The organism is Pedococcus sp. P5_B7 (assembly GCF_054049895.1).
Genome location: NZ_JBFULM010000002.1, coordinates 74,523 through 98,050 on the forward strand (window position 1 = coordinate 74,523; position 23,528 = coordinate 98,050).

Sequence of the window (23,528 nt, forward strand, 5' to 3'; positions counted from 1 at the left end):
TGACGCAGCACCGTCGAGGGCAGGCGCGACGGCGCACTCGGGTGCTGCTCTGGCCCTGTGACGGGCGGGGTCGAGGCGCCTGATCACAGGGCCAGAGCCGCAGTGCTCCGCGGGACCGCCGGTCACGGTGGAGCCGTCACCAGCGGGCCGTGACCGGTGGACCGGTCGTGGGACCACGAGTTCGAACAAGTGTTCGATAAGAAGAACCGTACACCCCGCCACGGACAGCCCGTCAACCCCTGCGGAACCAGTGGTGACAGCGACTCCCCCACGCCCCTAGTTTGGGGACATGACAGCGCCCGACGGACCGCCGTCGGCCCCCGACCTGGTGGCCTCCGCCACCGACCCGATGCCGGCCGCCACCGACCCGGCCGCATCCACCGCCGACCCGGCCGCATCCACCGCCGACCCGGCCGCACCAGCCACCGACCCGGCTGCCTCGACCCCCGACCTGACCGGGCACCCCGCCGTGCGCCGGGTCCTCGACACGCTTGCGGTGCACCACGTCGTCCCGCAGGTGGTCAGCCTGCCCGACGCCGCCCGGACCGCAGCCGCCGCAGCCGCCGCCCTCGGCATCACCCCGGCCGAGATCGCCAACTCACTCATCTTCCGTGCCCACGCCCCCGACCAGAGCATCAGCCCGGTGCTCATCCTCACCTCGGGCGCGCACAAGGTCGACCTGGTCAAGGTCGCCGAGCTCGTCGACGACATCGACCACCTCGACCGCGCCRACGCCGACTTCGTCCTGGCGGCGACCGGTTTCACCATCGGCGGGGTCGCACCGGTCGGCCACGCCACCCCGGTGCGCACCCTCGTCGACGTCTCGCTCAGCCGCTACCGGCACGTGTGGGCCGCCGCCGGGCACAGCCACACGGTCTTCCGCACGACCTACGAGGAGCTCCTGCGGGTCACCGGCGGACACGCCATCGAGGTCGCCTGAGCGACCCGCACCCTGACCCCGCACGCACGGAGTCGGGCGTGCCCCTGAGGGCGGGGCACGGCATACGAGGGCTGCTGGCTAGCCGCTCGCCACCTGGTGGACGCACAGGACGTTGCCGTCGGGGTCCTTGAACCACGCCGCCTTCTCGCCACCCATCTCGGCGATGTGGTCGACGGTCTTGAGGTCGGGCAGGTCGTAGTCCTCGAAGACCACGCCCCGCCCTTCGAGGTCGGCCACCTCGGCGACCACGTCGTCGACCTCCCAGGTCAGCGCGGTGCTGGGGTTCTGCGTGCCCGCTTCACGGGGAAGCAGCATCAGCATCGCGCCACCACTGAGCTGGTACATGAGGCTGCCCTCGTCGTTCGTCCCCAGGAACGGCAGGTCCAGCAGGTCGTAGAAACCCTTGGCGCGATCGATGTCCGCGACAGGAAGCAGCGCCGCAACTGCGCTCGTGGCCAATGACATGACGAGCACCTCCTTCAGGCCCTCCCAGCGTGCTCCCGGTCCGGCTGCTGGTGCTCCACCAAAGCGCGCAGCACAAGTCGGCACAATGGGCCCATGACCACCCCCAAGCCCGTCGAGTGCTGGCTCACCGACATGGACGGCGTGCTCGTCCACGAGGAGAGCGTCATCCCCGGGGCACCCGAGTTCATCGCCGCCCTGCAGGAGTCCGGGACACGCTTCCTCGTCCTGACGAACAACTCGATCTTCACCCCACGTGACCTGCGGGCCCGCCTGCTCGCCAGCGGCATCGACGTGCCCGAGCAGTCGATCTGGACCTCGGCCCTCGCGACCGCGCAGTTCCTCGCCGACCAGCGACCCGGCGGGACCGCGTTCGTGGTCGGCGAGGCCGGCCTGACGACCGCACTGCACGAGGTCGGCTACACGATGACCGAGCGCGACCCGGACTACGTGGTCCTGGGCGAGACCCGCACGTACTCGTTCGAGGCGATCACCAAGGCGATCCGGCTCATCGAGGCGGGGGCCCGCTTCATCGCCACGAACCCCGACGTCAGCGGTCCCAGCCCGCACGGCATGCTGCCCGCCACCGGCTCCGTCGCGGCCCTGATCAGCACGGCGACCGGCCACCAGCCCTACTTCGTCGGCAAGCCGAACCCCCTGATGATGCGCAGCGCGCTCAACCGCATCGACGCCCACTCCGAGTCGACGGTGATGATCGGCGACCGGATGGACACCGACGTCATCAGCGGCCTCGAGGCGGGGCTGCGCACCGTCCTGGTCCTCACCGGCTCCACCCGTCCCGAGCAGGTGGGCCGCTTCCCCTACCAGCCCACGCGCATCGTCGACTCGATCGCCGACGTCGTGCCGCTGGTCAGCGAGCTGCGCCCCGCACCCCGGAACTGAGCGCGCCCCCCGACGCGGGTATGCCGCGTGGCCGGGTCAGCGGGTGGCGCCGAGGACGCTGTCGAGCAGTCCGGGGAAGGTCGCGTCGAGCTCCTCGCGACGAAGCGACACCAGCCGCTCGCGACCCCGCGGCTCGTTGCGGATCACCCCCGCTTCGCGCAGCACCTTCATCAGGTGCGACTTGGTCGACTTGGGCAGGGCCGGGTTGGTGGCGCCGCACTGGGCCATCTCGAGCGGGCCGTCCGCGAGGTCACGGACGATCTGCAGCCGGGCGGGGTCGCTCAGGGCGAAGAGCACGTCGGTGAGCGTGAGGTCGGCGAGGTCAGGGTGCGGGAGCACCTGGTTGGCGGGCATGGTTCGATAATACTCGAACCAATTTGGCGGAATCGGGAATGCCCCGTCCGGAATGACAGTTCGACAAATATCGAACCGTTGTTTCGTCCGAGAGGCCCGTCATGAGTGCGACCAGCAGCATCCCGACCGGCACCACCAGCACGACCCCCAGCACGACCCCCCGCACGACGACCAGCACGACCGCCAGGCCGGCGCCCTCAGACGGGCAGGGCCGGCTGCGGCTCCCCCGCCGCCCCGCCTTCGCGCTCGCCCTCACGACCGTCGTCGCCATGATGGTCGGCGCGAGCGCCCCGTCGCCGTTCTACCCCGTCCTGCAGGCCGAGATCGGCTTCTCGCCGGGCACGATGACCACCATCTTCGGGGTCTACGCCCTCACCCTCCTCGCGACCCTCCTCGTGACGGGGTCGCTGTCGGACCACATCGGCCGCCGTCCCGTGCTGGCGACCGGCTTCGTCGTCCTCGCCGTGAGCATGGTCGGGTTCTGGCACGCCGATGGCGTGGCGACCCTGATGGTCTCGCGCGCCGTGCAGGGCGTGGCCGCGGGCCTGCTGATGTCGACCATGTCCGCCGCCGTCGTCGACCTCGAGCCCCGGAACCGCCCCGGCCTCGCCGCCACCCTCAACAGCGTCACCCCGCTGTTTGGCCTGGCCGCGGGCGCCCTGCTCGCCGGGATCGCCCTGGACGCCACGACGCACGCCCTGCCGATCGTGTTCGCGACCCTCACCGTCCTCTACGTGGTCCTCGCCGTGACGGTGCTGGCACTGCCCGAGACCTCCCCCCGCCACGAGGGCTGGCGGCGCTCGCTGCGGCCACAGGTCGGCATACCCGTGGCGGCACGACCCGCCTTCCGGCGCAGCGCCCCCGCCCTCTTCGCCGGCTGGGCCACCGGCGGCCTCTACCTCTCCCTCGGAGCGCCGATCGTCGGTCAGCTCCTGGGCGGACGAAGCCACCTCGAACAGGGCGCGGTCGTGGCGATCCTGACCGGGGTCGGCGCGCTCAGCTCCGCCCTCGGCCGGCATCGCTCGCCCCGCGAGATCACGCTCTACGGCACGACCATGCTCGCGCTCGGCACGATCCTGACCCTCGTGGCGCTGCACGCCGAGTCGCTGGTGGGCTTCCTGCTCGCCGCCGTGGTGGCCGGGTCCGGCTTCGGGACGTCGTTCCTCGGGATCATGCGCTCGATCACCCCGACGGTCGGGCCGGAGCAGCGCGGCGAGCTCTTCTCCAGCGTGTTCGTGGTCAGTTACCTGGCCTTCGGGCTGCCCGCGGTCGCCGCCGGGTTCGCTGCTCCCCACCTCGGTCTCGAGCGGACCGCGACGGTCTACGGCCTGGCCGTGGTCGTGCTCTCGGGCGCCGCGGCGCTCGCACGGGCCTTCACCACCCGCGACTGACCGCAGGACCACCGCCCCACCGTGGTGCAGGCCGTGGTGCAGGCCACCGTGGAGCGGGCCCACGGGGGCGGGACACGAGCCGGGCGCAGGCTCCCCTCATGGCTGCGTCACGGTTCGTGTCCCGCTGCCGCACTCCCCCGACTGCGACGGGGTCCACCCTCCCGCGCCGACACCGACGCCGGCATCCGTACAGGTACTCAGATGTCGCAGGCCTCCGCCGTCGCCGGGCCTGCGCGCCGGGATCAGGCGCTGCTGGCGGCCTTCGCCCCGAGGTCGAGGTTGCGGTAGACCTCGAGCGTCGCGGTCGAGCGGTTCATGGTGATGAAGTGCAGCCCGGGCGCCCCCTCGGAGAGCATCCGGTTGGCCAGCTCGGTGGCGATCTGCACCCCCACCTCGCGCGTGGCGGCGGGGTCGTCGGAGACCGCCTGCAGCCGCTGCACGACGGCGGCCGGCAGCGGGGTGCCCATCAGCTCGGACATCCGCGCGACCTGCTTGAAGTTGGTGACCGGCATCAGGCCGGGCGTGATCGGCAGGTCGCGGCGTGCGGCGACGGCGTCGCGCAGCCGCAGGTAGCTGTTGGCGTCGAAGACCATCTGGGTGATCGCGAAGCTCGCGCCGGCGTCGGCCTTGCGGACCATGACATCGACGTCGTGCTCGAAGCTCGGGGACGCGGGGTGGACGTCGGGGAACGCTGCGACGCCGATGGTGAAGTCGCCCAGGGTCCGCACGAGCTCGACCAGGTCGGTCGCGTGGTTGAGTCCCTCGGGGTGTGCCGTCCACTCGCCGCCGGGGTCGCCCGGCGGGTCGCCGCGCAGGGCGAGGATGTTGTGGACGCCGCTCGCGGCATACAGCCCGACCACCTGGCGCAGCGCGGCGACCGACGCTCCCACGCAGGTGAGGTGAGCCAGCGGGGTCAGCGTGGTCTCGCGGGCGATCCGCTCGGTGACCCGCACGGTGCGGTCCTGGTTCGACCCACCGGCGCCGTAGGTGACCGACACGAAGTCCGGTCGCACGGACTCCAGCCGACGGATGGCGTCCCAGAGGGCCGACTCCCCCGCGTCGTCCTTGGGCGGGAAGAACTCGAAGCTGATCGACGGGTGGTCGGCGGCCAGCATGCCGGGGATCGACAGCGGTTCCCTGCCTCGTCGCCCGTCCCGCGACGTGTGCACCAAAGCCATGGCGGTGAGACTAGTCGAGGCGTCACGCCGTAGGCTCGGGGCCAGCACAGGATGAGACATCCTCGGACCGACAGCCGCCTGGGAGGGATCGCGTGGTGACCAACCCGCTCGACGCCGCCGCCCTGCGTGAGCGGGTGCAGGCCACCGTCGACGACGTCCTCGCCCACCAGGCGACGGTCCTGGCCGAAGTGGGCCCCGACGCGCAGGAGCTGCTCGGCGCCGTCGCCCGCCTGCTCACCGGCGGCAAGCGGCTGCGGGCCGCCTTCCTCTACTGGGGCTACCGCGCCGCGGGCCAGCCCGACTCCGACGCCCTCGTCCGCGTCGCAACCGCGATGGAGTTCTTCCAAGCGGCCGCGTTGATCCACGACGACGTCATGGACGACAGCGACACCCGACGAGGTATGCCGGCGGCGCACCGTTCGCTCGCGGCGCGCCACGAGCGCGAGTCGTGGTCCGGCGACGCCGACCGGTTCGGGGTGGCCGGCGCGATCCTGGCCGGCAACCTGTGCCTCAACTGGACCGAGGAGATCTACGCGACCTCGGGCCTCGATCCCGCGCACCTCGCGCGCGGGCGCGGGGTCTTCGACCGCATGCGCACCCAGCTGATGGGCGGTCAGTTCCTCGACGTCGTCGAGTCAGCCCGGTCCTGGGACGGCGTGCCGACGAGCGAGCGGGTGGAGCGGGCCGAGCACGTGATCCGGTTCAAGAGCGCCAAGTACACCGTCGAGCACCCCCTCCTCATCGGCGCGACCGCCGGCGGCGCGTCGGACGACGACCTCGCTGCGCTGTCGCGGTACGGGCTCGACCTCGGTCAGGCCTTCCAGCTGCGCGACGACCTGCTGGGCGTCTTCGGGGACCCGGCGGCCACCGGCAAGCCCGCGGGCGACGACCTGCGCGAGGGCAAGCGCACCGTGCTGGTCGCGCACGCCTTGGCCGGGGCGGACGACGCGGACCGCGAGCTCATCGAGAGCCGGCTCGGCGACCCGGCCCTGGATGCCGAAGTCGTCCAGCAGCTGCGTGACGCCATCACCGCAGCCGGGGCCGTCGACGCCGTCGAGGCCGACATCGCCCGCCTCGCGGGGTCGGCACGGATGGCCCTGAAGTCGACGCGTGACCTGTCGCCCGAGGCGACCGGCGTGCTCGACCAGCTGATCGACAGCGCGACCAGCCGAGCCAACTGACCCGACCCGAGTGCGGGCAGCCCTAGAAGGCCTGCTCCATCGCCCGGCGCCGCACCTCGGTCTTGAAACCGGCGGCAAGGTTGTCGACCGGCGTGCCCGGGACGCGCAGCGTCGGGTCGGGGGTGAAGAGCCAGCGCAGGATCTCGTCGTCGTCCAGACCCCCGTCGCCCAGCACCGTGAAGGTGCCGCGCAGGTGCCGGAACACGTCCTCGTGGAGGAACTGCTCGGGCACGGCCACGACCCTGCGCTCACCGATGCGTGCGCTCAGCAGCTCGCGTTCCTCGATGAGCCGTCGGACGGCCGACAGGGCGATGCCCATCCGCTCGGCGACGTCGGGGACGGTCAGCCAGGAGCCGACCAGGGTCTCGAGCGAGGGCTCGGCGGCATCGGACTGCGCGGCGTCGACGGACTCCGCGGTGTCATTGGACTGCGCGGTGTAGTCGGACTGGGCGGTGGACGCCGCGGGCTGTTCGGTCACGGGACAAGAGTGCCAGCAGGAGCAGGCAAAGCAAATCGCACCAGAATGCGAATTACATCGATGTAAGTCGATATGGGAGTGCCCGAATGGTGTACCTTTCACATTCGTCACAGTCGCCACACTGTCAACTCCAGCACCGACTGACGCTCCAGCCTCGCGGCCCGCACGCCGCGGGCAGGATCGCCCACCGTTCGCCCGAAAGGCAGCCCCCCGATGTCTCCAGTGATCGCTCCCGCAGCGCTCCCTTCGGCCACCCTGCAGGCACCGGTCGCGGTCGTGCAGAAGGCCACGCCCGCCCCGCACGGCTGGACCACCTACACGGTGCGCAGTGGCGACACCCTCGCCGCCATCGCCGACCGGACCGGCACCACCACGGGTGTGCTCGCGTCCCGCAACCACCTCAAGGGTGGGGGCAACCACCTCGCCATCGGCCAGCGCCTCTCGGTGCCGAAGACCGCCGCCCAGGCGCGGGCCGAGGCCGCCCGGGCGAGGGCCGCGGCGGCAGCCCGCGCCGCCGCGATCAAGCGCGCCACCTACGTCGTCCGCCCCGGAGACACCCTCAGCCACATCGCCGCCCGCAAGGGCGTCTCGCTCGCGGCGCTGCTCAAGGCGAACCACCTGTCGACCCGCTCGATCCTGCAGGTCGGCCAGAAGATCCGGATCCCCGGTGCCGGCGCGGCGAGTGCGAGCCGTCCGGGCGCCCGGACGGTCTCGACCACCACCTACCGGGTGCGCAGCGGCGACACCCTCAGCGCCATCGCCGCCCGCACCAAGACGTCGCTGGCGACCGTCTACTCCCTGAACCGCCTGAACGCGCGCAGCGTCATCCACCCCGGCCAGCTCATCAGGGTGCGCGGGACGACGCCGGCGGCGACCCGGCGAGCCGGCTCCGCGGCATACCGGGTCCGCTCGGGTGACACCCTCAGCGGCATCGCCGTGAAGCACGGCACCACCCTCGCGGCCCTGCTCAAGACCAACCACCTGTCGGCGGCCTCGGTCATCCACCCGGGTCAGCGGCTGCGGGTGCCGGCCAAACCCGTCAAGAGCGCGACGAGCGCCAACAGCTTCGCCGGGCGCACCTATCCCAGCTCGACGGTGAACGCGGCCAACCGCAACCGGGCCGCCCTGGCCAGGACGTCCGTGCCCAGCCGCAGCCAGACCAAGGCCATGATCATCGCGACGGCACGTCGTCATGGCGTGGATCCCCAGCTGGCGCTGGCCGTCGGGTGGCAGGAGTCGGGCTGGAACCAGCGACAGGTCTCCGTCGCGAACGCCATCGGCGTCATGCAGGTCATCCCCTCCTCCGGACAGTGGGCCTCCGACATGGCCGGTCGCCCGCTGAACCTGCTGCGCACCCAGGACAACATCACCGCCGGCGTCGTCATCCTGCGCTCGCTGACCCGCTCGGCGAAGAACCTCGACCAGGCGATCGCCGGCTACTACCAAGGGCTCTACTCGGTGCAGCAGCACGGCATGTACGCCGACACCAAGGTCTACGTGGCCAACATCAAGGCGCACCGCGGGCGGATGTGAGCCCCGGTGTGGGCCAGGGTGACCTCGGATCTCAGGCACCTGATGTGAGCCCGGACACCACCCACGGACCCGCCTGCGCGAGATGACCAGCGAGACCTCCTACACTTTGCGGGTGTCTTCAGGTGTCACCGAGTCGTTGCTCGGTCGGGTGTTCGACGGGCGTTACCGCGTCCTGTCGCACATTGCCGACGGTGGAATGGCGTCGGTCTACCTTGCCCTCGACACCCGGCTCGACCGTGACGTGGCCCTCAAGGTGCTGCGTCACGACCTGGCCCAGGACGACGCGTTCGTCAGCCGGTTCAAGCGCGAGGCCCGCTCCGCGGCCCGGCTCTCGCACCCCAACGTCGTGTCGGTCTTCGACCAGGGCGAGGACGACGGCCACATGTTCCTGGCCATGGAGTACGTGCCAGGGCAGACGTTGCGTGAGGTGATGAAGGCCGAGGGTCCCCTCACCCCGCGCGCCGCCCTCGACATCATGGGCCCGGTCCTGCAGGCGCTCGGCGCCGCGCACCGCGGCGGCATCATCCACCGCGACGTCAAGCCCGAGAACATCATCCTGCGCGAGGGCGACGGCACCGTGAAGGTCGCCGACTTCGGGCTCGCACGCGCAGTCTCCAACCAGACCTCCCACTCCCAGACCGGCGTGCTGCTCGGCACGGTGGCCTACCTGTCCCCAGAGCAGGTCGAGCGCGGCATCGCCGACGCCCGCAGCGACGTCTACGCCGCGGGGCTGATCCTGTTCGAGATGCTGACCGGCACCAAGGCGTTCACCGGTGACACGCCGATCCACATCGCCTACCAGCACGTGCACGGCTCGATCCCGGCTCCCTCGTCGCGGGTGGGCTCGGTGCCCAGCGAGCTCGACGCCCTCGTGGCCCTGGCCACCTCTCGCGACCCGGACCACCGGCCCCACGACGCCGAGGACTTCCTCACCGAGGTGCGCAAGTCGCGGGCGATGCTGACCGCCGCCGAGCTGGACCGGCGCCCCGAGGGCCCCGCCGCCCTCGGCGGTGGCGCGAGCACGGTGGCCGTCGAGCGGACCAGCGCGCTGCCGGTCCAGCACGAGGCGCGGCATGCCGCGCAGGGCGGCCGCGCGCTGCCCCCGGTCGCGCTCCCGATCGACCGCACCCCGACCACTCCCCCCGTACTGCACGGCCGCGTCGTCGACACCTACGACGACGAGGACGAGCGGCGTGGGCCCTGGCGCTGGATCTGGGCGGCCCTCGGGGTCGCCCTCATCGCCGGCCTCGCCGCGTGGTGGTTCCTGGCCGGCCCCGGCTCGCCCACCGTGGTGCCGCAGACGACCAAGCTCACCTTCGCGCAGGCCCAGACCGCACTCGAGCGCGCCCACCTCGGCGCGGAGCAGGTGGAGAGCTTCGACGAGTCGGTGCCCAAGGGCATCGTCATGTCGACCGATCCGGGCGCCGGCCAGGAGGTCCGCCGCGGCACCGACGTCAAGGTCACCGTGTCCAAGGGTCCGGAGCGGTATGCCGTGCCGAACGTGGTCAAGAAGTCGGCAGCCGAGGCGCGTGACCAGATCACCGCGGCCAAGCTCACCGTCGGCACCTCCAAGGAGGCCTTCGACGACACCATCGCCGCCGGGCTCGTCGTGGGGGTCGACCCGAAGGTCGGCACGCAGCTGAAGCGCGGCAGCAAGGTCAACCTCGTGGTCTCCAAGGGCCGGCAGCCGATCCAGGTCACCGACTTCACCAACAAGCCCGCGAGCGAGGCGGTCGACGCGCTGTCCAAGGCCGGGCTCGAGGTCGACGCGACCGAGCAGGCCAACAGCGACACCGTGGCCAAGGGCAACGTGATCTCCCAGTCGCCGGCCGGCGGCACCCTCTTCAAGGGCGACACCGTCAAGCTCGTGGTCTCCAAGGGCCCGGTGCTGGTGAAGGTGCCTGACGTGCAGGGCAAGCAGGAGGCCGAGGCCAAGGCCATCCTCGAGGGCGTCGGGTTCAAGGTCGTGGTGGAGCGCTTCATGGGCGGCATCTTCGGCACCGTTCGCAGCCAGGAGCCCGGGGCCAACACCGAACAGCCCAAGGGCAGCACCATCAAGCTCGTCATCGTCTGAGGTGTCCAGCCGCCTGACCGCCAGCCGTCTCGCGACGCTGCTGCTCGTCTCGGTCACCGCGGTGTGGGGCTCGACCTTCTTCCTCATCCGCGACCTCGTCACCCACGTCCCCTCGGCCGACTTCCTCACCGTCCGGTTCGCGATCGCAGCGGTCGTCATGGCCGTGCTCTTCCGGCGCCAGACCCTTGCGCTGAGCCGTCGCGAGGTCCTCATCGGGGTCGGCCTCGGCGTCCTCTACGGCCTGGCCCAGCTGCTCCAGACGATCGGCCTCGAACACACCCCCGCGTCCGTGTCGGGTTTCGTCACGGGCACCTACGTCGTGCTGACCCCCGTCTTCGGGGCGCTGCTGCTGCGCGACCGCATCAACCGCACGAGCTGGCTGGCGGTGCTCCTCGCGACTGCCGGACTGGCCGTCCTGTCGCTGCGGGGGCTCACCGTGGGTTACGGCGAGGCGGTGACGCTGGCCTCCGCAGCCCTCTACGCCCTGCACATCGTCGGTCTGGGGCGCTACTCCACCGCGGAGTCAGCCACTGGGCTGGCCACCGTGCAGGCCTTCGTCATCGCGGCGGTCACCCTGGTGGCGGCCCTGCCCGGTGGGATCACCCTTCCGGCGACCGGCGGGCAGTGGACCTCGCTGCTCTACATGGCCCTGATCGCCGGTGCCGTGGCCCTGTGGGCCCAGACCTGGGCCCAGTCGCACCTTCCGGCGACCCGCGCGGCGATCGTCATGACCATGGAGCCGGTCTTCGCGACGTTCTTCGCCGTGCTCTTCGGTGGCGAGTCGCTGACCTCCCGGATGGTGGTGGGCGGCGCGATGGTGCTGACGGCGATGTACGTGGTGGAGCTCCTGGGACGGCGTTCCGGGCCGCCGGGTGCCACGGCGGCCGAGGACCGGCCGGCCGAGCTGCTCCACCACGACGTCTGACGCGTCAGCTCGAGGGACCGTCGGCCAGCAGCGGGACGAGCTCGCTGATGGCGCGGTCGGTGCCGGCGTCGTCGACGTCGAGGTGCCAGACCAGGCGCACCGCCGTCGTGCTCACCGGATAGAGGCGTATGCCGCGTCGGCCCGCCTCCGCCACGAACGCCGCGGGCGTCCACCCGGCACCGGCCACGTCGAGCACGACGATGTTGGTCTGCACCCGCTGCGGGTCGATCGACCCGGGGACCGCCGCGGCCGCCGCCTCGGCGAACCGGCGGGCCCGGGCGTGGTCGTCGGCCAGCCGCTCGAGGTGGTGGTCGAGGGCGTGGAGGCCGGCTGCCGCGAGGATGCCGACCTGGCGCATGCCACCGCCGAACCGCTTGCGCCAGATCCGGGCGCTGGCCATCAGGTCGCGGGACCCGGCCAGCACGGAGCCGACCGGTGCGCCGAGGCCCTTGGACAGGCAGACGCTGACGGTGTCGAACTGCCGGCCGTAGGTGTCGAGCGGGACACCGGTGGCGACGTGCGCGTTCCAGAGGCGGGCGCCGTCGAGGTGCATCGCGACTCCGCGGTCCCGGGTGCCCGAGCGCAGGGCCTCGATCTGGTCGAGGGGCTGGACCGTGCCACCGCCGAAGTTGTGGGTGTTCTCGACGACGACCAGCCGGGTGTTGACCTGGTAGGTCCCGCCGTCGGGGATCATCAGCGCCAGCGGCTGCGCGGCGTCGAGCAGTCCGTGCTCGGCCACCCACGACCGCGACGAGATGCCGGAAAGCACTGCGGCAGCGCCCATCTCGGCACGCAGGACGTGCGCGAGCGAGTCGGCGACCAGCTCCTCGCCGTGGGCGACGTGCAGCCGCAGGCAGAGCTGGTTGGCCATCGACCCGGTCGGCGCGAAGAGGGCGTCCTCGTGGCCGAGCAGCTCGGCCACCCGCTCCTCGAGCCGACGCACCGTGCGGTCCTCGCCGAAGACGTCGTCGCCGACCGGGGCGTCGGCCATGGCGCGACGCATCGCCTCGGTGGGCTGGGTGAGGGTGTCGGAGAGCAGGTCGACGTGCACGGCAGGTGCGGTGGGCGGCATACGGTCAGTCCTTGGCCAGCATCTCGGCGACGAGGAACGCGAGCTCGAGGCTCTGCTGGTGGTTCAACCGTGGGTCGCAGACCGTCTCGTAGCGCTTGTTGAGGTCGGCGTCGAGGATCTTCTCCGCCCCACCGAGGCATTCGGTGACGTCGTTGCCGGTGAGCTCGACGTGGATGCCACCGGGCACCGTCCCGAGCCCCTGGTGGACCTCGAAGAACCCGCGCACCTCCTCCACGACGTCGTCGAAGTCGCGCGTCTTGTAGCCACTGGCGGACTCGAACGTGTTGCCGTGCATCGGGTCGCAGATCCAGGTGACCTGGGCGCCGCTGCCGGTGATCTTGTCGACCAGGGTGGGCAGGGCGTCGCGCACCGTCTTGGCACCCATGCGGGTGATGAAGGTGAGCCGGCCGGGCTCGCGGTCGGGGTCGACCTTGTCGATGAGGCGCAGCACGTCGTCGACCTCTGCCTTGGCCGACAGCTTGACGCCGATCGGGTTGAGCACCTTCGACACGAAGTCGATGTGCGCCCCGTCGATGTCGCGGGTGCGCTCCCCCACCCAGATGAAGTGGCCACTGGTGTCGTAGAGCTCGCCGGTGCGGCTGTCGACCCGGGTCAGCGGACGCTCGTAGTCGAGGAGCAGGGCCTCATGGGAGGAGAAGAACTCGGTCGTGCGCATGGCGTCGAAGTCGGCGCCACAGGCCTGCATGAACTTCATCGCCTTGTCGATGTCCTTGGCCAGCCGCTCGTACCGGCTGTTGGCGGCGTTGGCGACGAAGCCGCGGTTCCAGTCGTGCACGTGGCGCAGGTCGGCGAAGCCACCCTGCGTGAAGGCGCGGACGAGGTTCAGGGTGGCCGTGCTCGCGTGGTAGGCCTTGACCAGCCGTTGGGGGTCGGGCGTGCGCGACTCGAGCGTGAACTCGAAGTCGTTGACCATGTCTCCGCGGTATGCCGGGAGGCTCACTCCCTCGCGCGTCTCGGCACCGCTGCTGCGCGGCTTGGCGTACTGCCCCGCCATCCGGCCGACCTTGACCACCGGGACGGACGCGCCATAGGTGAGGACGGCCGCCATCTGGAGGATCGTCTTGACGCGGTCGCGGATGTTGTCGGCCGTCGCCGAGGCAAAGGTCTCGGCGCAGTCGCCACCCTGGAGCACGAAGGCGTCACCACGCGCGGCGGCGGCCATCCGCGACTTGAGGACGTCGCACTCCCCCGCGAACACCAGCGGCGGATACGAGGCGAGCTCGGCGACGGCGCTGGACAGGCGGGCGGCGTCGGGCCACTCCGGCTGCTGGGCGGCCGGGAGGGCTGCGCCGGCCGCGAGGCTGGCGAGGGCGTCGTGGTGCTGCGTGGTGCTCACCGGTCAAGGATAGGTGCGCGTCCCCAGCGGGTGGGCAGGCGGCTCGGATCGCGGTCACGACCGGCGCTGTCGCGACGGCGCCGGGGTCGGACTGGCTATCGTCGACAGCATCGTCCGAGCCCACGACGGGACCCTCACCCTCAGCCCCCGACCGGACGGTGGGCTGCGGACCACCGTGGAGCTCCCGACCACGGCAAGGAGCCGGTAGCCATGCTGATGTACTCCATAGGCGTCTCGGTCGACGGCTTCATCAACGACCGGGTGGGCGACTTCGGCTGGGGCGCGCTCGACGACGACCTGTTCCGCTTCCACCTCGCCGAGGTCGGCAAGCTCGGCGCCTACCTGTTGGGCCGCCGGCTATACGAGACGATGCTGGTCTGGGAGACCGACCCTTCCCTGCGAGACACCGAGGACGGTGCGGCGTTCGCCGACGTCTGGTGCGCGCTGCCGAAGGTCGTCTTCAGCCGTACCCTCGACGCCGTGCAGGGCAACGCCCGGGTCGCCCGGGGCACAGTGCTCGAGGAGGTGGCCCGAGCCGTCGGCGAGACCGACCGGGACGTCTCCATCGGCGGGGCAGACCTGGCCGGCCAGGCCTTCGAGCTGGGCCTCGTCGACGAGCTGCGGGTGTTCCGCTACCCGGTCGTCGTCGGCGGCGGCACGCCCCACCTGCCGCCGGTCACCGACCTCGTGCGGTTCGAGCTCGCCGAGACGCGCACCTTCGGTGGCGGGGTCGCGTACGAGCAGTACCGCCGGGCCGGCGACTCCCGCTGACAGCAGTCCTCCCCGACGACCGCCGGGACCGTCACGCCTCCGGGGTGTCGAGGCCCTTCGCGATGGCGAACCGCACGAGCTCGATCCGGTTGTGCAGCTGCAGCTTGCCCAGCGTGTTCTGCACGTGGTTCTGCACGGTGCGGTGGGAGATGAACAGGTCGGACGCGATCTCCTTGTAGGACATGCCCGTCGCGACCAGCTTGAGCACCTCGGTCTCCCGCTCGGTCAGCTCGGGGATCGGCCGCAACGGGTCCGTCTGCGGCTGCGTCGACAGCTTGCGGAACTCCCCGAGCACCAGCCCTGCGAGGCCGGCCGTGAAGACGGCCTCGCCGCGCGCCGTCGCCCGGACGGCCTCGACGATCTGCTCCCGCGAGGCGGACTTCACCAGGTAGCCGGTCGCGCCGGCCTTGACCGCCTCGAGGACGTCCTGCTGCTCGCCCGACGCCGAGAGCACCAGCACCCTCGTCTGCAGCGAACCCAGGGCCGCGCACACCTCGTGGCCGCGCATCCCCGGCAGGTTGAGGTCGAGGACCAGCACGTCCGGACGGGTGGCCTTGGTGCGGTTGACCGCGGACGGTCCGTCGTCGGCGGTGGCGAGCACCGCCATGCCGGCCTCGGCCAGGTCGCGGGCCACGGCGTCACGCCACAACGGGTGGTCGTCGGCGACCACCACGCTCGGCTCCCGCGCGGGCTCCACCCCCGCGTCGCCGGTCGGCTGCTCCTGCTCGCTCATCGCGCTCCTTCGTCTCGTCCGCCGTCTTTCGGCGCCCGCATCCGCACGGTCACCCCGGCACCTTCACGTCCGGCGTACTCCGCCGTCCCACCCAGGTCGGAGAGCCGACCCCGGATGCTCGATGACGCGCCCATCCTCCCGGCCGCGGCCGCTTCCTCGAGGCGACCCGCCGGCATACCCACACCGTTGTCGCGGACGGTCAGGCCGACCTCGTCGCCGTCGTCCTCGACGAGCACCCAGGCCTCGGCGTCCTCTCCCGCGTGCACGCGGACGTTGTCGAGCGCGGCACCCACTGCCGCGACCAGCTCACCCGCCACCCGCGGCGGCACGAGCACGGGGTCGGCGGGCGCGACGAGGTGCACCTTGCCGCCCGCGTAGCGCCCCAGCAGCTGGCGCAGGTCGACGTCGCCCGACACGGTCGCCTCGGTGTCGGCCGGCGACGTCCCGCTGACGAGCGCGCGCAGCAGCCGTTCCTGGTCGGCGGCCATGGCGCCGAGCTGGGCGGACTCGCCGCCGAGCTGGGTGCCGCGCCGGTTGATGAAGGCAAGGGTCTGCAGGACGCCGTCGTGTACCGTGCGGGCCAGCCGCTCGCGCTCGCGCACCCGAGCCTCGAGGGCGAGCGCCTCGCGCAGCTTGGCGTGGCCCTCGCGGGCCAGGTCGCAGGCGTAGCCGATGAGCGTCCCGATGAGCAGGAGCAGGACGATGTTGTTGATGGTGTTGGGCGTCGCGCGGCCGACCTCGACCACGTCGACGACCCCGATGAAGACGGCCGCCGCCAGGCCGCCCTTGCGACCGAGCAGCACGGCCGCCGAGACCACTCCGGCCGCCGGCCAGAAGGTGGGCAGGGTGCGGCTCCCCGCCTCGATCGCGGCAGCCGTGTCGACCAGCCTGGTCGCGAGGATCGCCCCCGCCGCCAGCACCAGCTCGACCGCCACCAGCCACCACCGGCGACGACGGTAGAACACGAGGAAGACGGTCCAGACGCCCAGCACGGCGAGCACCGCCCACGCGAGGGTGGGCCGCACCAGGTCGTGCGGGCGGTCCCAGAGCGAGTACGCGGCATACGCCAGGGCCAGGGGCCGGAAGACGTCGATGCCCTTCCAGAACGCCGACACCACCTCGGGTTGCGAACCCGGCACTGCGACGTCCCGGCGCGCGGACAGGCTCAGGTGCCGCGCCACTGGGAAGGTGCCCTCAGCTCGCCGCGCGGGCGCCCGGGGGCACCTCGTCGGAGGCCTTGTCGCCCGAGTCCTCCACGTGGAGCGGGTCGGCACCGGCCTCGGCACGGACGTCGTCGCGGGCGGTCAGCTCGTCGATGTCGCCGACCGCGTCGTCGACGCTGGGACGCACCTTGCGCGATGACTCGTCGTCCTGCGCGTCGAGCGCCTCCTCGAGCTCCTTGGCGGCGGTGCCCGGCAGGGCGGCCTCCTGGAGCTCGCGCGCCTTGGTCTTCGCGGCGGCGACGATGCGGTCCTTCATCGACGTGGCGTACATGTCGACGTACTCCTGGTCGGACAGGAGCATCAGCTCGTACATGATCTCGTCGGTGATCGACCGCAGGACGAAGCGGTCGTCCTCCATGCCCTCGTAGCGCGAGAAGTCGAGCGGCTTGCCGATCTTGACGCCGATCCGGATCAGCTTGGGGATCTTGGTGCCGGTGGGCTGGGCCTTGTCGGTGCCGATCATCGCCACCGGCAGCACCTTGACGCCGCCCTCGAGGGCCATCCGCGCGACACCGGTGCGGCCACGGTAGAGCCGTCCGTCGGGGCTGCGGGTGCCCTCGGGGTAGATGCCGAGCAGCTCACCCCGACGCAGGACCTTCAGCCCCGAGCGCAGTGCCGCCTCGCCGGCCCGACCACCGGAGCGGTCGACGGGCAGCTGGCCCACGCCGCGGAAGAACGCGGCCGTCGCGCGACCCTTGAGGCCCCGACCGGTGAAGTAGTCGGACTTCGCCAGGAACGTCATGCGGCGCGGGACGACCAGCGGCAGGAAGATCGAGTCGGAGAAGGACAGGTGGTTGCTCGCGAAGATCGCGGCGCCGTCGTCGGGAATGTTCTCCTCGCCCTCGACCCACGGGCGAAAGAGCAGCTTGAGGATCGGGCCAAGAACGACCGTCTTGAGCACCCAGTAGAACACCAGCACACCTCCGAAGTGACGCCGTGAACTCTACGGTACCGAGGGAGTCCCCGCGGCACCGTGCGAGAATGCGCGCCATCGTCGGATCCCCCCGTCCGACCCCGGAGTCACCCAGGAGCCCCGTTGTCCGTGCTTCCCGGCGCCGAGCCGTACTCCCACGACGGAACCGACACCGGGGTCCTGCTGCTCCACGGTTTCACCGGCACTCCCCAGGCCGTGCGCCCGTGGGCCGAACACCTCGCCGGCCGCGGCTGGACGGTGCGGGTGCCCCGACTGCCGGGTCACGGGACGACGTGGCAGGAGCTCAACCGCACCCGCTGGCCGGACTGGTATGCCGTCGCCGACGCCGCGTTCCGCGAGCTCCACGAGCGGTGTGGCCGGGTGTTCGTCGGCGGACTCTCGATGGGTGGGGCCCTGGCGCTCGCGCTCGCCCAGGAGCACGGGCCCCGGGTGTCCGGCCTGGTCCTGGTCAACCCCGCGGTGAAGTTCGACGACTGGCGGGTGCGACTGGTGCCGCTGCTGCGCCACGTCGTGCCCAGCGTCGCCCCCATCGCCAGCGACATCAAGAAGCCGGGAGTGGTCGAGCTGGCCTACGGCCGGTCGCCGGTGCAGGCGGCTCACTCGCAGTTCACGGCGTGGAAGAACGTCATCCGCGACCTGCCCGAGGTCACCCAACCCGTGCTCCTCCTGCACTCCGCGGAGGACCACGTCGTGCCGGCGTCGAGCTCCGAGCTGGTGCTCGCCCGGATCTCCAGCGAGGACTCCACCGAGATCCTGCTCCACGACAGCTACCACGTGGCTACCCTCGACCACGACGCGCCACGTATCTTTGACGAGTCGGTGCAGTTCATCGAGCGGCTGACCTGATCGTGCCGGTCCCACGCCGGCCGGCCAGTCGTCCGATCCAGACCAAGGGGCATCCATGAGCGACCGCGACGTCGACGCCGAGTTCGCGGACATCATCGCGCGCTGGGACGAGGTCGAGTCGCTGCCCGACACCGCGGAGGGCTCTGCCGCGACCGCGGAGACCGATGCCGGGACAGACGTGCGGACCGACCCGGCGACGGGCGACGGGCCGACCGCGCCCGGCGACTCCCCCCAGGCTCTCGGGCCCGGTGTGAACCCTCCGCTGCGGTCGAACACCAACCCGCCACCGACCCGGCCCTTCGTCGTCTGGCGCGGTGCCGAGATCCCGGAGCCCGAGCCAGGCGAGGAGTCCCCCGACCCGGTGGAGCTCCGCGACCTCGCCGACGTCGACGACGACCACTTCGAGCCCGGGCCGACCGCTCCCCTGCCGCCGCAGGAGGACCTCCAGTTCTGGGGGATCATCGTCGGCCTGGTCGCGGGCCCTCTGCTGCTGCTCTGGCTGGTCCTCTTCCGGCCCGACGTGAGCGACTGGTGGATCCTCGGTGCGCTGGGGCTGACCGTGATGGGCTTCGTCCTGCTGGTGATGCGGCAGCCGCACGCCCGCGACGAGGACGACCCCGACAACGGCGCCCGCATCTGACGCACGCCTGGGGTGACCTCGGGGGCCTCGGCCCCCGGCCCGTTCAGCCGGACTTGTCCCCATTCGCCCCAGCGGGTCCGTGACCGGGCGCTACCTTCGCGCGCATGCAGAGCATCAGGCCGGTCAAGACCCAGGTGTCGTGGATGCGCGCCCGCGACCTCGTGCCACCCGAGTCCGTCACTCGCGGCGGCCCGGTCACGGGGGTCACCGGCCCGGTCGTCGACATCCTGTTCCTCATCGTGGTGTCCCTCGTCGGTGCCGTCGGAGCGGTCTTCGCCCTGGCCCACCTGTCCATCCCGGGCTTCCTCATCATGAGCCTGTTCGCTGCCGTCCCTGGCTACCTGGGGTGGGTCCGCTACCAACAGGCTTCCGCACCAGCAGTCTCCGTGGGGGCCGGCGGTGTCTGGCTGGCCGGCACGGACCGGCGGGCCGGCGAGGCGATCCCGTGGAGCAACGTCGCCGAGCTGGTCTTCTTCACGGCCGTAGAGCGTCGCGTGGGTCTCACCGGGCTCCAGCGACACCGCGCCCTCGGCGTCCGGCTCCGGGTCCCGCGGCCCACTCCGGCACCGGAGCGGGCGCAGCTCGACCAGGTGCTCGAGGGGCTGCCGGACGTCCGCGACGCGGTGCTGGAGTCGGTCCGGTCCTGGGAGGAGATGCCCTACCGCCAGATCGGCGTCGCGGGGCGGCTCGAGCGGGCCGCCCTCACCAAGGCGGCCACGGCCTTCGCCCCGTCCGTGCAGGTGGTGAAGGGTCCGCGGCTCGACTCGCTGATGCCGTGGGCCGTGGGCGAAGCCGACACCCCGGTCCCGGCCGCGCTGCAGCCGCTGGTCACCTCCGGCGGACTGCTGCCCGGGCTCCTGTCGATGCTCGGCGCGACACCGCGCGACCCCGCGAGGACACCCACCGACGAGCCGCCGTCGGCCACGCCCCCCAGTTCGGCCTCCTAGGCCGGTCGGTCGTCCTCCGGGCCGGTTGCCGCCGCTGCGTCGGCAGCGACCTGCTCGACCCGCTCGACGGTCGACGCGGGGACCACCGGCTCACCCTCGGTCTCGGTCTCCGCGGTCGGCACCGCCTGGGGGTCGAGGTCGACGTCGACCCAGGTGGGGCGGTGGTCGCTGGCAGCCACGAGGTCGGCGACCGCGAGCTCGACCTCCCGGTGCGGCAGCACCACGAGCTCGGGCGAGGCGAAGATGACGTCGAGCACCCGGTGGGGAGCCTTGGCGGGGTAGGTCGGCACGCCGGGCGAGATGAGGCGCAGCGGCGCGGCGAACAGCCGCCACGCCTTGCCGGTCTCCCCCTCGTTGAGGTCACCGGCCAGGAGCACCGGACCGCCCCCGGCCACGGTCCGCAGGATCTGGCCCGCGTGCCGCTCGCGTTCGTCGGCGTCGAGGCTCAGGTGCACCGACGACACCACGAGCGGCTGGTGACCGGCCGGACCGACCCGGATCACCGCATACCCGCGGGTGCGCTGCAGCGCAGCCACCCGGAGTCGGTGGTGCCGTGACTCGCTCACCTGCACGCGCAGGGAGGTGAAGATCGTCGTCCCGCCACTGCCGCGGTGCCGTCCGGACCAGAACAGGCCGCACTCGGCCGCGAAGTCGGACACGCGCCACGTCGAGAGCAGCCGTCGAGGCACCTCCTGGAGGCACAGCACGTCGGGGTCGATGGCGCGGATGACGCGCGCTGCCGCGTGCCGGTCGAGGGTGAAGTCCTTGAGGTTGTAGGACGCCACCCGCATCGTGCTCATGCGCCCTCGGCCGCGGCCCGTCCGAGGGCGTCGCGGCGCGCCAGGTCCGCTGCGCCGATCAACCCCGCCTCGTTGCCCAGGGCCGCGGCGACGATCCGGGCCTCGGGCCGGTAGCCACGCCCCGTGAGGTGACGCCGGAAGGTCGTCCGGGCCGGGTCGAGCAGCAGGTCTCCCGCAGCGCTGACCCCGCCACCGATGACGAAGACCCCGGGGTCGAAGGCCGCGGCCAGGTTGGCGATCCCGATCCCCAGCCACTGGCCGATCTCGCCCAGCAGCTCGGTCGCCGTCGCGTCACCGTCGCGGGCCGCCTCGGTGATCATCGGACCGGTCAGCGAGGACGGGTCACCGCCCACGAGGTTGAGCAGGTCCGTCGCCATCGGGCTGCCGGCCGTCATCATCGCCCGGGCCTCGCGCACCAGGGCGTTACCAGAGGCGTACTGCTCCCAGCAGCCCTTGTTGCCGCACTCGCACCGTTGGCCGCCGGGGACGACCTGCATGTGGCCGAACTCCCCCGCGATCCCGTAGCGGCCGCGCATGATCTGACCGTCCAAGATCATCGCGCCCCCGATCCCGGTGCCGAGGTTGACCATCACGACGTGCGAGTCGCCTTGCGCCGCACCGAATCTCCACTCCGCCCACGCCGCGGCGTTGGCGTCGTTGTCGACCGAGATCGGCACCGGTACCCGGCGTTGCAGGTTGGCCTCGAGCGGCTCGTCGCGCCAGGACAGGTGGGGGGCGAACACCACGGTCGCCCGGTCGGCGGCCACGAACCCCGCCGCGCCGATGCCCACCGCGACGACGTCGTCACCCGCGCCGTCGATCAGCTCGGCGACCACGTCGACGATGGTGTCCTCGACGACGCCGGGGCTGGTCGAGCGGTGCGGCGTGTCGCGACGGGCGCGCGCCACGACCACGCCGTCGGTGTCCACGACTCCGCCGGCGACCTTGGTGCCCCCGATGTCGATCCCGACCGACAGGCCGCCGCTCACGAGGTCGCACTCCCCGGAGCGTCCTCGTCGTCGACGGCGATGTCCTGCACCCGCGAGGAGGGGGACTGGGACCGCCGCGGTGACGCCGTCCCGGCGTCGGTGCGGCGCTGGCCGGCGATGTCCCTCAACGTCGCGGCGAGCGCCCCCGCGAGGTCGGCCAACCGGTCGACGGTCTCGGGTCGGACCGACCGCAGCAGCCCGATGCCTTGGCAGACCGGGCACAGCTGGCAGGCCACCGCCTGCCCGACGCCGTTCTCCGCACCGCACGACGAGCAGCGTGGCGTGGCCGACTCGGCGCCCTCTGCGGGTGCCGGGGACTCGTCGGTGCCCGACTCGTCGGTGCCGGACCCGTCGGTGCCGGACCCGTCGGTGCCGGACCCGTCGGTGCCGGACCCGTCGGTGCCGGACCCGTCGGCGGCAGGCGCGGTCGCAGCCTGAGCCGGTCGCGCGGCATACCCGGTCTGCGCACTGGCGGCCCAGCCGCCCAGCGCGTCCAGGAGGCGGGCAGCCTCCTCCGCCACCGTGCCCACGGCAGGGCGTTCGTCGTCAGCCACGCGGCCAGACCTCCTCGTCGGGGACGAAGCGCACCCGCAGCAGTCCGTCGCGCACGGAAGCACCCTCGACCACGCATCGTTGCAGAGCCGACGGCAGGGTGAGCACCCGGCGGTGCTCCCCGACCGTCACGACGAGCTCGTCGTCGCGGCGTTGGAGGCCCAGGTCGGCGGCATGCGCCAGCGGGAGCGGGAGGACCAGGAGGAACCCCTCGTCGGTCCGTTCGACCGCCAGGCCTCGGTGGGTGACGGGGGCGAGGACGTCGGTGCCGCCTTCCTGCGCCTCCGCGAGCTCGGCGAGCGCGTCGGCCCCGATCGGCTCGGACGGCAGGTAGGGGGTCACGACCACCGGCAGCCCCGCGAACGACTCGCGCACCTCGACCAGCCCACCCTGCTGGGCCGCGTTCCACGAGGCCCGCCAGGCGTCGGGTCGCTGGCCCTGCTCGGCGATGGCGTCCGGGAACACCCGGTTGACGACGACCGCGTCGACGACGAAGCCGTAGAGCGACAGGGAGGTCCAGGTGCGCCGGGACTCGGCGATCACCACGCGTTCGGGCGTGAGGACCAGCCGCACCGAGGTCTGTTCACCAGTGAGGATGCGGTGGACCTCGCGCATCTGCCGGTGCCACCCCGTGACCGCCTCGACCACCGCCGGGTCGGGCAGCGGCACCCCGGCGGCCGCCGCGGCGGCCGGACGCAGGGTGCGGATCAGGCCGCGCTGGGCCGGGAGCAGGCGCTCGAGGTGCCACGCGAGCGCCTCGGGCAGGGCCAGCAGCCTCAGGGTCTCGGCGGTGGGGGCGCAGTCGACGACGACGAGGTCCCACGGGCCCGACTCGACCTGCGACCGCAGCTCGAGGAGCGCCGCGACCTCCTCGGCGCCGGGCAGGCGGGTCAGCTCCTCGGCGACGACCGGGTCGACGCCCACGGCGTCGAGGACGGCGAGCAGGTAGTCCTGGACCACGCGCCACGACTCGCCCAGCAGGTGGGGCGGGCTGATCTGCAGCGCGGACAGGCCGGGCTCGACGTCCACCGGGGACCCGCCGCGCGACCCGCCCAGGGCGACCCCGAGTGCGTCGCCCAGGGAGTGGGCGGCATCGGTCGACATGACCAGGGTCTTGACCCCGGCGCGAGCGGCCTTGACGGCCGTGGCGGCCGCCGTGGTCGTCTTGCCGACCCCGCCCTTGCCGGTGAAGAGGATGACGCGCATGGCTGTCGACACCCCTCGGCTATCGGGAGTCCGCGGCGA

Annotated in this window: 25 protein-coding genes; 12 read left to right on the top strand and 13 right to left on the bottom strand. The window is 72.2% G+C overall.

Translation table 11 applies throughout. From position 1 onward, the window contains the following. Positions 1-289: 289 nt before the first annotated feature. The gene (locus ACXJKD_RS03160; RefSeq protein WP_457252895.1) at positions 290-940 is read left to right on the top strand and encodes a YbaK/EbsC family protein; all 651 of its coding nucleotides are present in this window, start codon (positions 290-292) and stop codon (positions 938-940) included. Positions 941-1,018: 78 nt separating this feature from the next. Here the strand turns inward: ACXJKD_RS03160 and ACXJKD_RS03165 are convergent, their stop codons facing one another. Beyond that, complete coding sequence (locus ACXJKD_RS03165; protein ID WP_457252897.1) at positions 1,019-1,405, bottom strand: VOC family protein; 387 nt, start codon at positions 1,403-1,405, stop codon at positions 1,019-1,021. 93 nt (positions 1,406-1,498) lie between these two features. Here ACXJKD_RS03165 and ACXJKD_RS03170 point away from each other — a divergent pair, with 93 nt between their 5' ends. Further along, entirely contained in the window at positions 1,499-2,305 is an 807-nt protein-coding gene (locus ACXJKD_RS03170; protein ID WP_457252898.1) for an HAD-IIA family hydrolase, read from the top strand. A 36-nt stretch (positions 2,306-2,341) separates the two neighbouring features. On the opposite strand, the gene ACXJKD_RS03175 is transcribed toward ACXJKD_RS03170, so the two are convergent. Continuing rightward, on the bottom strand, positions 2,342-2,659 hold the full coding sequence (locus ACXJKD_RS03175) for an ArsR/SmtB family transcription factor (protein ID WP_457252899.1): 318 nt from the start codon (positions 2,657-2,659) through the stop codon (positions 2,342-2,344). Positions 2,660-2,760: 101 nt separating this feature from the next. Here ACXJKD_RS03175 and ACXJKD_RS03180 point away from each other — a divergent pair, with 101 nt between their 5' ends. After that, positions 2,761-4,050 carry an MFS transporter gene (locus tag ACXJKD_RS03180; protein ID WP_457252900.1) on the top strand — a complete coding sequence of 430 codons (1,290 nt, stop codon included), beginning with the start codon at positions 2,761-2,763 and terminating at the stop codon, positions 4,048-4,050. Between the two features lie 242 nt (positions 4,051-4,292). On the opposite strand, the gene metF is transcribed toward ACXJKD_RS03180, so the two are convergent. Beyond that, positions 4,293-5,228 (bottom strand): methylenetetrahydrofolate reductase [NAD(P)H], encoded by a 936-nt coding sequence (metF, locus tag ACXJKD_RS03185; protein ID WP_457252901.1) that lies wholly within the window; start codon positions 5,226-5,228, stop codon positions 4,293-4,295. Between the two features lie 95 nt (positions 5,229-5,323). Between metF and ACXJKD_RS03190 the strand changes: the two genes are divergently transcribed. After that, complete coding sequence (locus ACXJKD_RS03190; RefSeq protein ID WP_457252902.1) at positions 5,324-6,409, top strand: polyprenyl synthetase family protein; 1,086 nt, start codon at positions 5,324-5,326, stop codon at positions 6,407-6,409. 22 nt (positions 6,410-6,431) lie between these two features. On the opposite strand, the gene ACXJKD_RS03195 is transcribed toward ACXJKD_RS03190, so the two are convergent. Next, positions 6,432-6,887, bottom strand: coding sequence for an Rv2175c family DNA-binding protein (locus ACXJKD_RS03195; RefSeq protein WP_457252903.1), 456 nt, complete (start codon positions 6,885-6,887; stop codon positions 6,432-6,434). 213 nt (positions 6,888-7,100) lie between these two features. On the opposite strand from ACXJKD_RS03195, the gene ACXJKD_RS03200 reads away from it, so the two are divergent. The 3 genes from ACXJKD_RS03200 (at position 7,101) to ACXJKD_RS03210 (ending at position 11,419) form a co-directional block, all read left to right on the top strand. Next, a complete protein-coding gene (locus ACXJKD_RS03200) occupies positions 7,101-8,420 on the top strand; it encodes a LysM peptidoglycan-binding domain-containing protein (protein ID WP_457252905.1) in 1,320 nt (439 codons plus the stop codon). Between the two features lie 112 nt (positions 8,421-8,532). After that, positions 8,533-10,494, top strand: a complete 1,962-nt coding sequence (gene pknB / locus ACXJKD_RS03205) for a Stk1 family PASTA domain-containing Ser/Thr kinase (protein ID WP_457252906.1) — start codon at positions 8,533-8,535, stop codon at positions 10,492-10,494. Position 10,495: 1 nt separating this feature from the next. Further along, positions 10,496-11,419: a DMT family transporter gene (locus ACXJKD_RS03210; RefSeq protein WP_457252908.1), complete on the top strand. Its 924-nt coding sequence runs from the start codon at positions 10,496-10,498 to the stop codon at positions 11,417-11,419. 4 nt (positions 11,420-11,423) lie between these two features. Here the strand turns inward: ACXJKD_RS03210 and ACXJKD_RS03215 are convergent, their stop codons facing one another. Further along, complete coding sequence (locus ACXJKD_RS03215; RefSeq protein WP_457252909.1) at positions 11,424-12,491, bottom strand: threonine aldolase family protein; 1,068 nt, start codon at positions 12,489-12,491, stop codon at positions 11,424-11,426. A gap of 4 nt (positions 12,492-12,495) precedes the next feature. Then, a complete protein-coding gene (locus ACXJKD_RS03220) occupies positions 12,496-13,848 on the bottom strand; it encodes a class II 3-deoxy-7-phosphoheptulonate synthase (protein WP_457252910.1) in 1,353 nt (450 codons plus the stop codon). Positions 13,849-13,861: 13 nt separating this feature from the next. On the opposite strand from ACXJKD_RS03220, the gene ACXJKD_RS03225 reads away from it, so the two are divergent. Together ACXJKD_RS03225 and ACXJKD_RS03230 are read left to right on the top strand one after the other, a co-directional pair. Further along, on the top strand, positions 13,862-14,056 hold the full coding sequence (locus ACXJKD_RS03225; protein WP_457252911.1) for an ATP-binding protein: 195 nt from the start codon (positions 13,862-13,864) through the stop codon (positions 14,054-14,056). A gap of 2 nt (positions 14,057-14,058) precedes the next feature. Continuing rightward, on the top strand, positions 14,059-14,619 hold the full coding sequence (locus tag ACXJKD_RS03230; protein WP_457252912.1) for a dihydrofolate reductase family protein: 561 nt from the start codon (positions 14,059-14,061) through the stop codon (positions 14,617-14,619). A 31-nt stretch (positions 14,620-14,650) separates the two neighbouring features. Here the strand turns inward: ACXJKD_RS03230 and ACXJKD_RS03235 are convergent, their stop codons facing one another. The 3 genes from ACXJKD_RS03235 to ACXJKD_RS03245 are packed head-to-tail and all read right to left on the bottom strand — an operon-like array spanning position 14,651 to position 17,488. After that, a complete protein-coding gene (locus ACXJKD_RS03235; RefSeq protein ID WP_457252913.1) occupies positions 14,651-15,352 on the bottom strand; it encodes a response regulator in 702 nt (233 codons plus the stop codon). Continuing rightward, a complete protein-coding gene (macS, locus tag ACXJKD_RS03240; protein WP_457252915.1) occupies positions 15,349-16,533 on the bottom strand; it encodes a MacS family sensor histidine kinase in 1,185 nt (394 codons plus the stop codon). Before macS ends, ACXJKD_RS03235 begins: the two co-directional genes overlap by 4 nt. Before the next feature lie 13 nt (positions 16,534-16,546). Then, positions 16,547-17,488 (bottom strand): 1-acyl-sn-glycerol-3-phosphate acyltransferase, encoded by a 942-nt coding sequence (locus tag ACXJKD_RS03245; protein WP_457252916.1) that lies wholly within the window; start codon positions 17,486-17,488, stop codon positions 16,547-16,549. Between the two features lie 129 nt (positions 17,489-17,617). Between ACXJKD_RS03245 and ACXJKD_RS03250 the strand changes: the two genes are divergently transcribed. The 3 genes from ACXJKD_RS03250 to ACXJKD_RS03260 all read left to right on the top strand — a co-directional run bounded on the left by ACXJKD_RS03250 (position 17,618) and on the right by ACXJKD_RS03260 (position 19,942). Further along, on the top strand, positions 17,618-18,355 hold the full coding sequence (locus tag ACXJKD_RS03250) for an alpha/beta hydrolase (RefSeq protein ID WP_457254149.1): 738 nt from the start codon (positions 17,618-17,620) through the stop codon (positions 18,353-18,355). A 55-nt stretch (positions 18,356-18,410) separates the two neighbouring features. Then, positions 18,411-18,995, top strand: coding sequence for a hypothetical protein (locus ACXJKD_RS03255; protein ID WP_457252917.1), 585 nt, complete (start codon positions 18,411-18,413; stop codon positions 18,993-18,995). A 104-nt stretch (positions 18,996-19,099) separates the two neighbouring features. Next, complete coding sequence (locus ACXJKD_RS03260) at positions 19,100-19,942, top strand: hypothetical protein (protein WP_457252918.1); 843 nt, start codon at positions 19,100-19,102, stop codon at positions 19,940-19,942. On the opposite strand, the gene ACXJKD_RS03265 is transcribed toward ACXJKD_RS03260, so the two are convergent. The 4 genes from ACXJKD_RS03265 to ACXJKD_RS03280 are packed head-to-tail and all read right to left on the bottom strand — an operon-like array spanning position 19,939 to position 23,489. Continuing rightward, the gene (locus tag ACXJKD_RS03265) at positions 19,939-20,742 is read right to left on the bottom strand and encodes an endonuclease/exonuclease/phosphatase family protein (RefSeq protein ID WP_457252920.1); all 804 of its coding nucleotides are present in this window, start codon (positions 20,740-20,742) and stop codon (positions 19,939-19,941) included. The genes ACXJKD_RS03260 and ACXJKD_RS03265 overlap by 4 nt on opposite strands. Then, positions 20,739-21,731: an ROK family glucokinase gene (locus ACXJKD_RS03270; RefSeq protein WP_457252921.1), complete on the bottom strand. Its 993-nt coding sequence runs from the start codon at positions 21,729-21,731 to the stop codon at positions 20,739-20,741. The genes ACXJKD_RS03265 and ACXJKD_RS03270 overlap by 4 nt, the downstream gene beginning before the upstream one ends. After that, entirely contained in the window at positions 21,728-22,285 is a 558-nt protein-coding gene (locus ACXJKD_RS03275; protein WP_457252922.1) for a hypothetical protein, read from the bottom strand. Before ACXJKD_RS03275 ends, ACXJKD_RS03270 begins: the two co-directional genes overlap by 4 nt. Further along, complete coding sequence (locus tag ACXJKD_RS03280) at positions 22,278-23,489, bottom strand: ArsA family ATPase (protein ID WP_457252923.1); 1,212 nt, start codon at positions 23,487-23,489, stop codon at positions 22,278-22,280. The genes ACXJKD_RS03275 and ACXJKD_RS03280 overlap by 8 nt, the downstream gene beginning before the upstream one ends. Between the last annotated feature and the right edge of the window lie 39 nt (positions 23,490-23,528).

What these genes read in the sequence shown, in the direction of transcription:
- ACXJKD_RS03165 (WP_457252897.1), bottom strand. Translation starts at nt 1,405, where the DNA reads ATGTCATTGGCCACGAGCGCAGTTGCGGCGCTGCTTCCTGTCGCGGAC.
- ACXJKD_RS03170 (WP_457252898.1), top strand. Translation starts at nt 1,499, where the DNA reads ATGACCACCCCCAAGCCCGTCGAGTGCTGGCTCACCGACATGGACGGC.
- ACXJKD_RS03175 (WP_457252899.1), bottom strand. Translation starts at nt 2,659, where the DNA reads ATGCCCGCCAACCAGGTGCTCCCGCACCCTGACCTCGCCGACCTCACG.
- ACXJKD_RS03180 (WP_457252900.1), top strand. Translation starts at nt 2,761, where the DNA reads ATGAGTGCGACCAGCAGCATCCCGACCGGCACCACCAGCACGACCCCC.
- metF (WP_457252901.1), bottom strand. Translation starts at nt 5,228, where the DNA reads ATGGCTTTGGTGCACACGTCGCGGGACGGGCGACGAGGCAGGGAACCG.
- ACXJKD_RS03200 (WP_457252905.1), top strand. Translation starts at nt 7,101, where the DNA reads ATGTCTCCAGTGATCGCTCCCGCAGCGCTCCCTTCGGCCACCCTGCAG.
- ACXJKD_RS03215 (WP_457252909.1), bottom strand. Translation starts at nt 12,491, where the DNA reads ATGCCGCCCACCGCACCTGCCGTGCACGTCGACCTGCTCTCCGACACC.
- ACXJKD_RS03230 (WP_457252912.1), top strand. Translation starts at nt 14,059, where the DNA reads ATGCTGATGTACTCCATAGGCGTCTCGGTCGACGGCTTCATCAACGAC.
- ACXJKD_RS03235 (WP_457252913.1), bottom strand. Translation starts at nt 15,352, where the DNA reads ATGAGCGAGCAGGAGCAGCCGACCGGCGACGCGGGGGTGGAGCCCGCG.
- ACXJKD_RS03255 (WP_457252917.1), top strand. Translation starts at nt 18,411, where the DNA reads ATGAGCGACCGCGACGTCGACGCCGAGTTCGCGGACATCATCGCGCGC.
- ACXJKD_RS03260 (WP_457252918.1), top strand. Translation starts at nt 19,100, where the DNA reads ATGCAGAGCATCAGGCCGGTCAAGACCCAGGTGTCGTGGATGCGCGCC.
- ACXJKD_RS03265 (WP_457252920.1), bottom strand. Translation starts at nt 20,742, where the DNA reads ATGAGCACGATGCGGGTGGCGTCCTACAACCTCAAGGACTTCACCCTC.
- ACXJKD_RS03280 (WP_457252923.1), bottom strand. Translation starts at nt 23,489, where the DNA reads ATGCGCGTCATCCTCTTCACCGGCAAGGGCGGGGTCGGCAAGACGACC.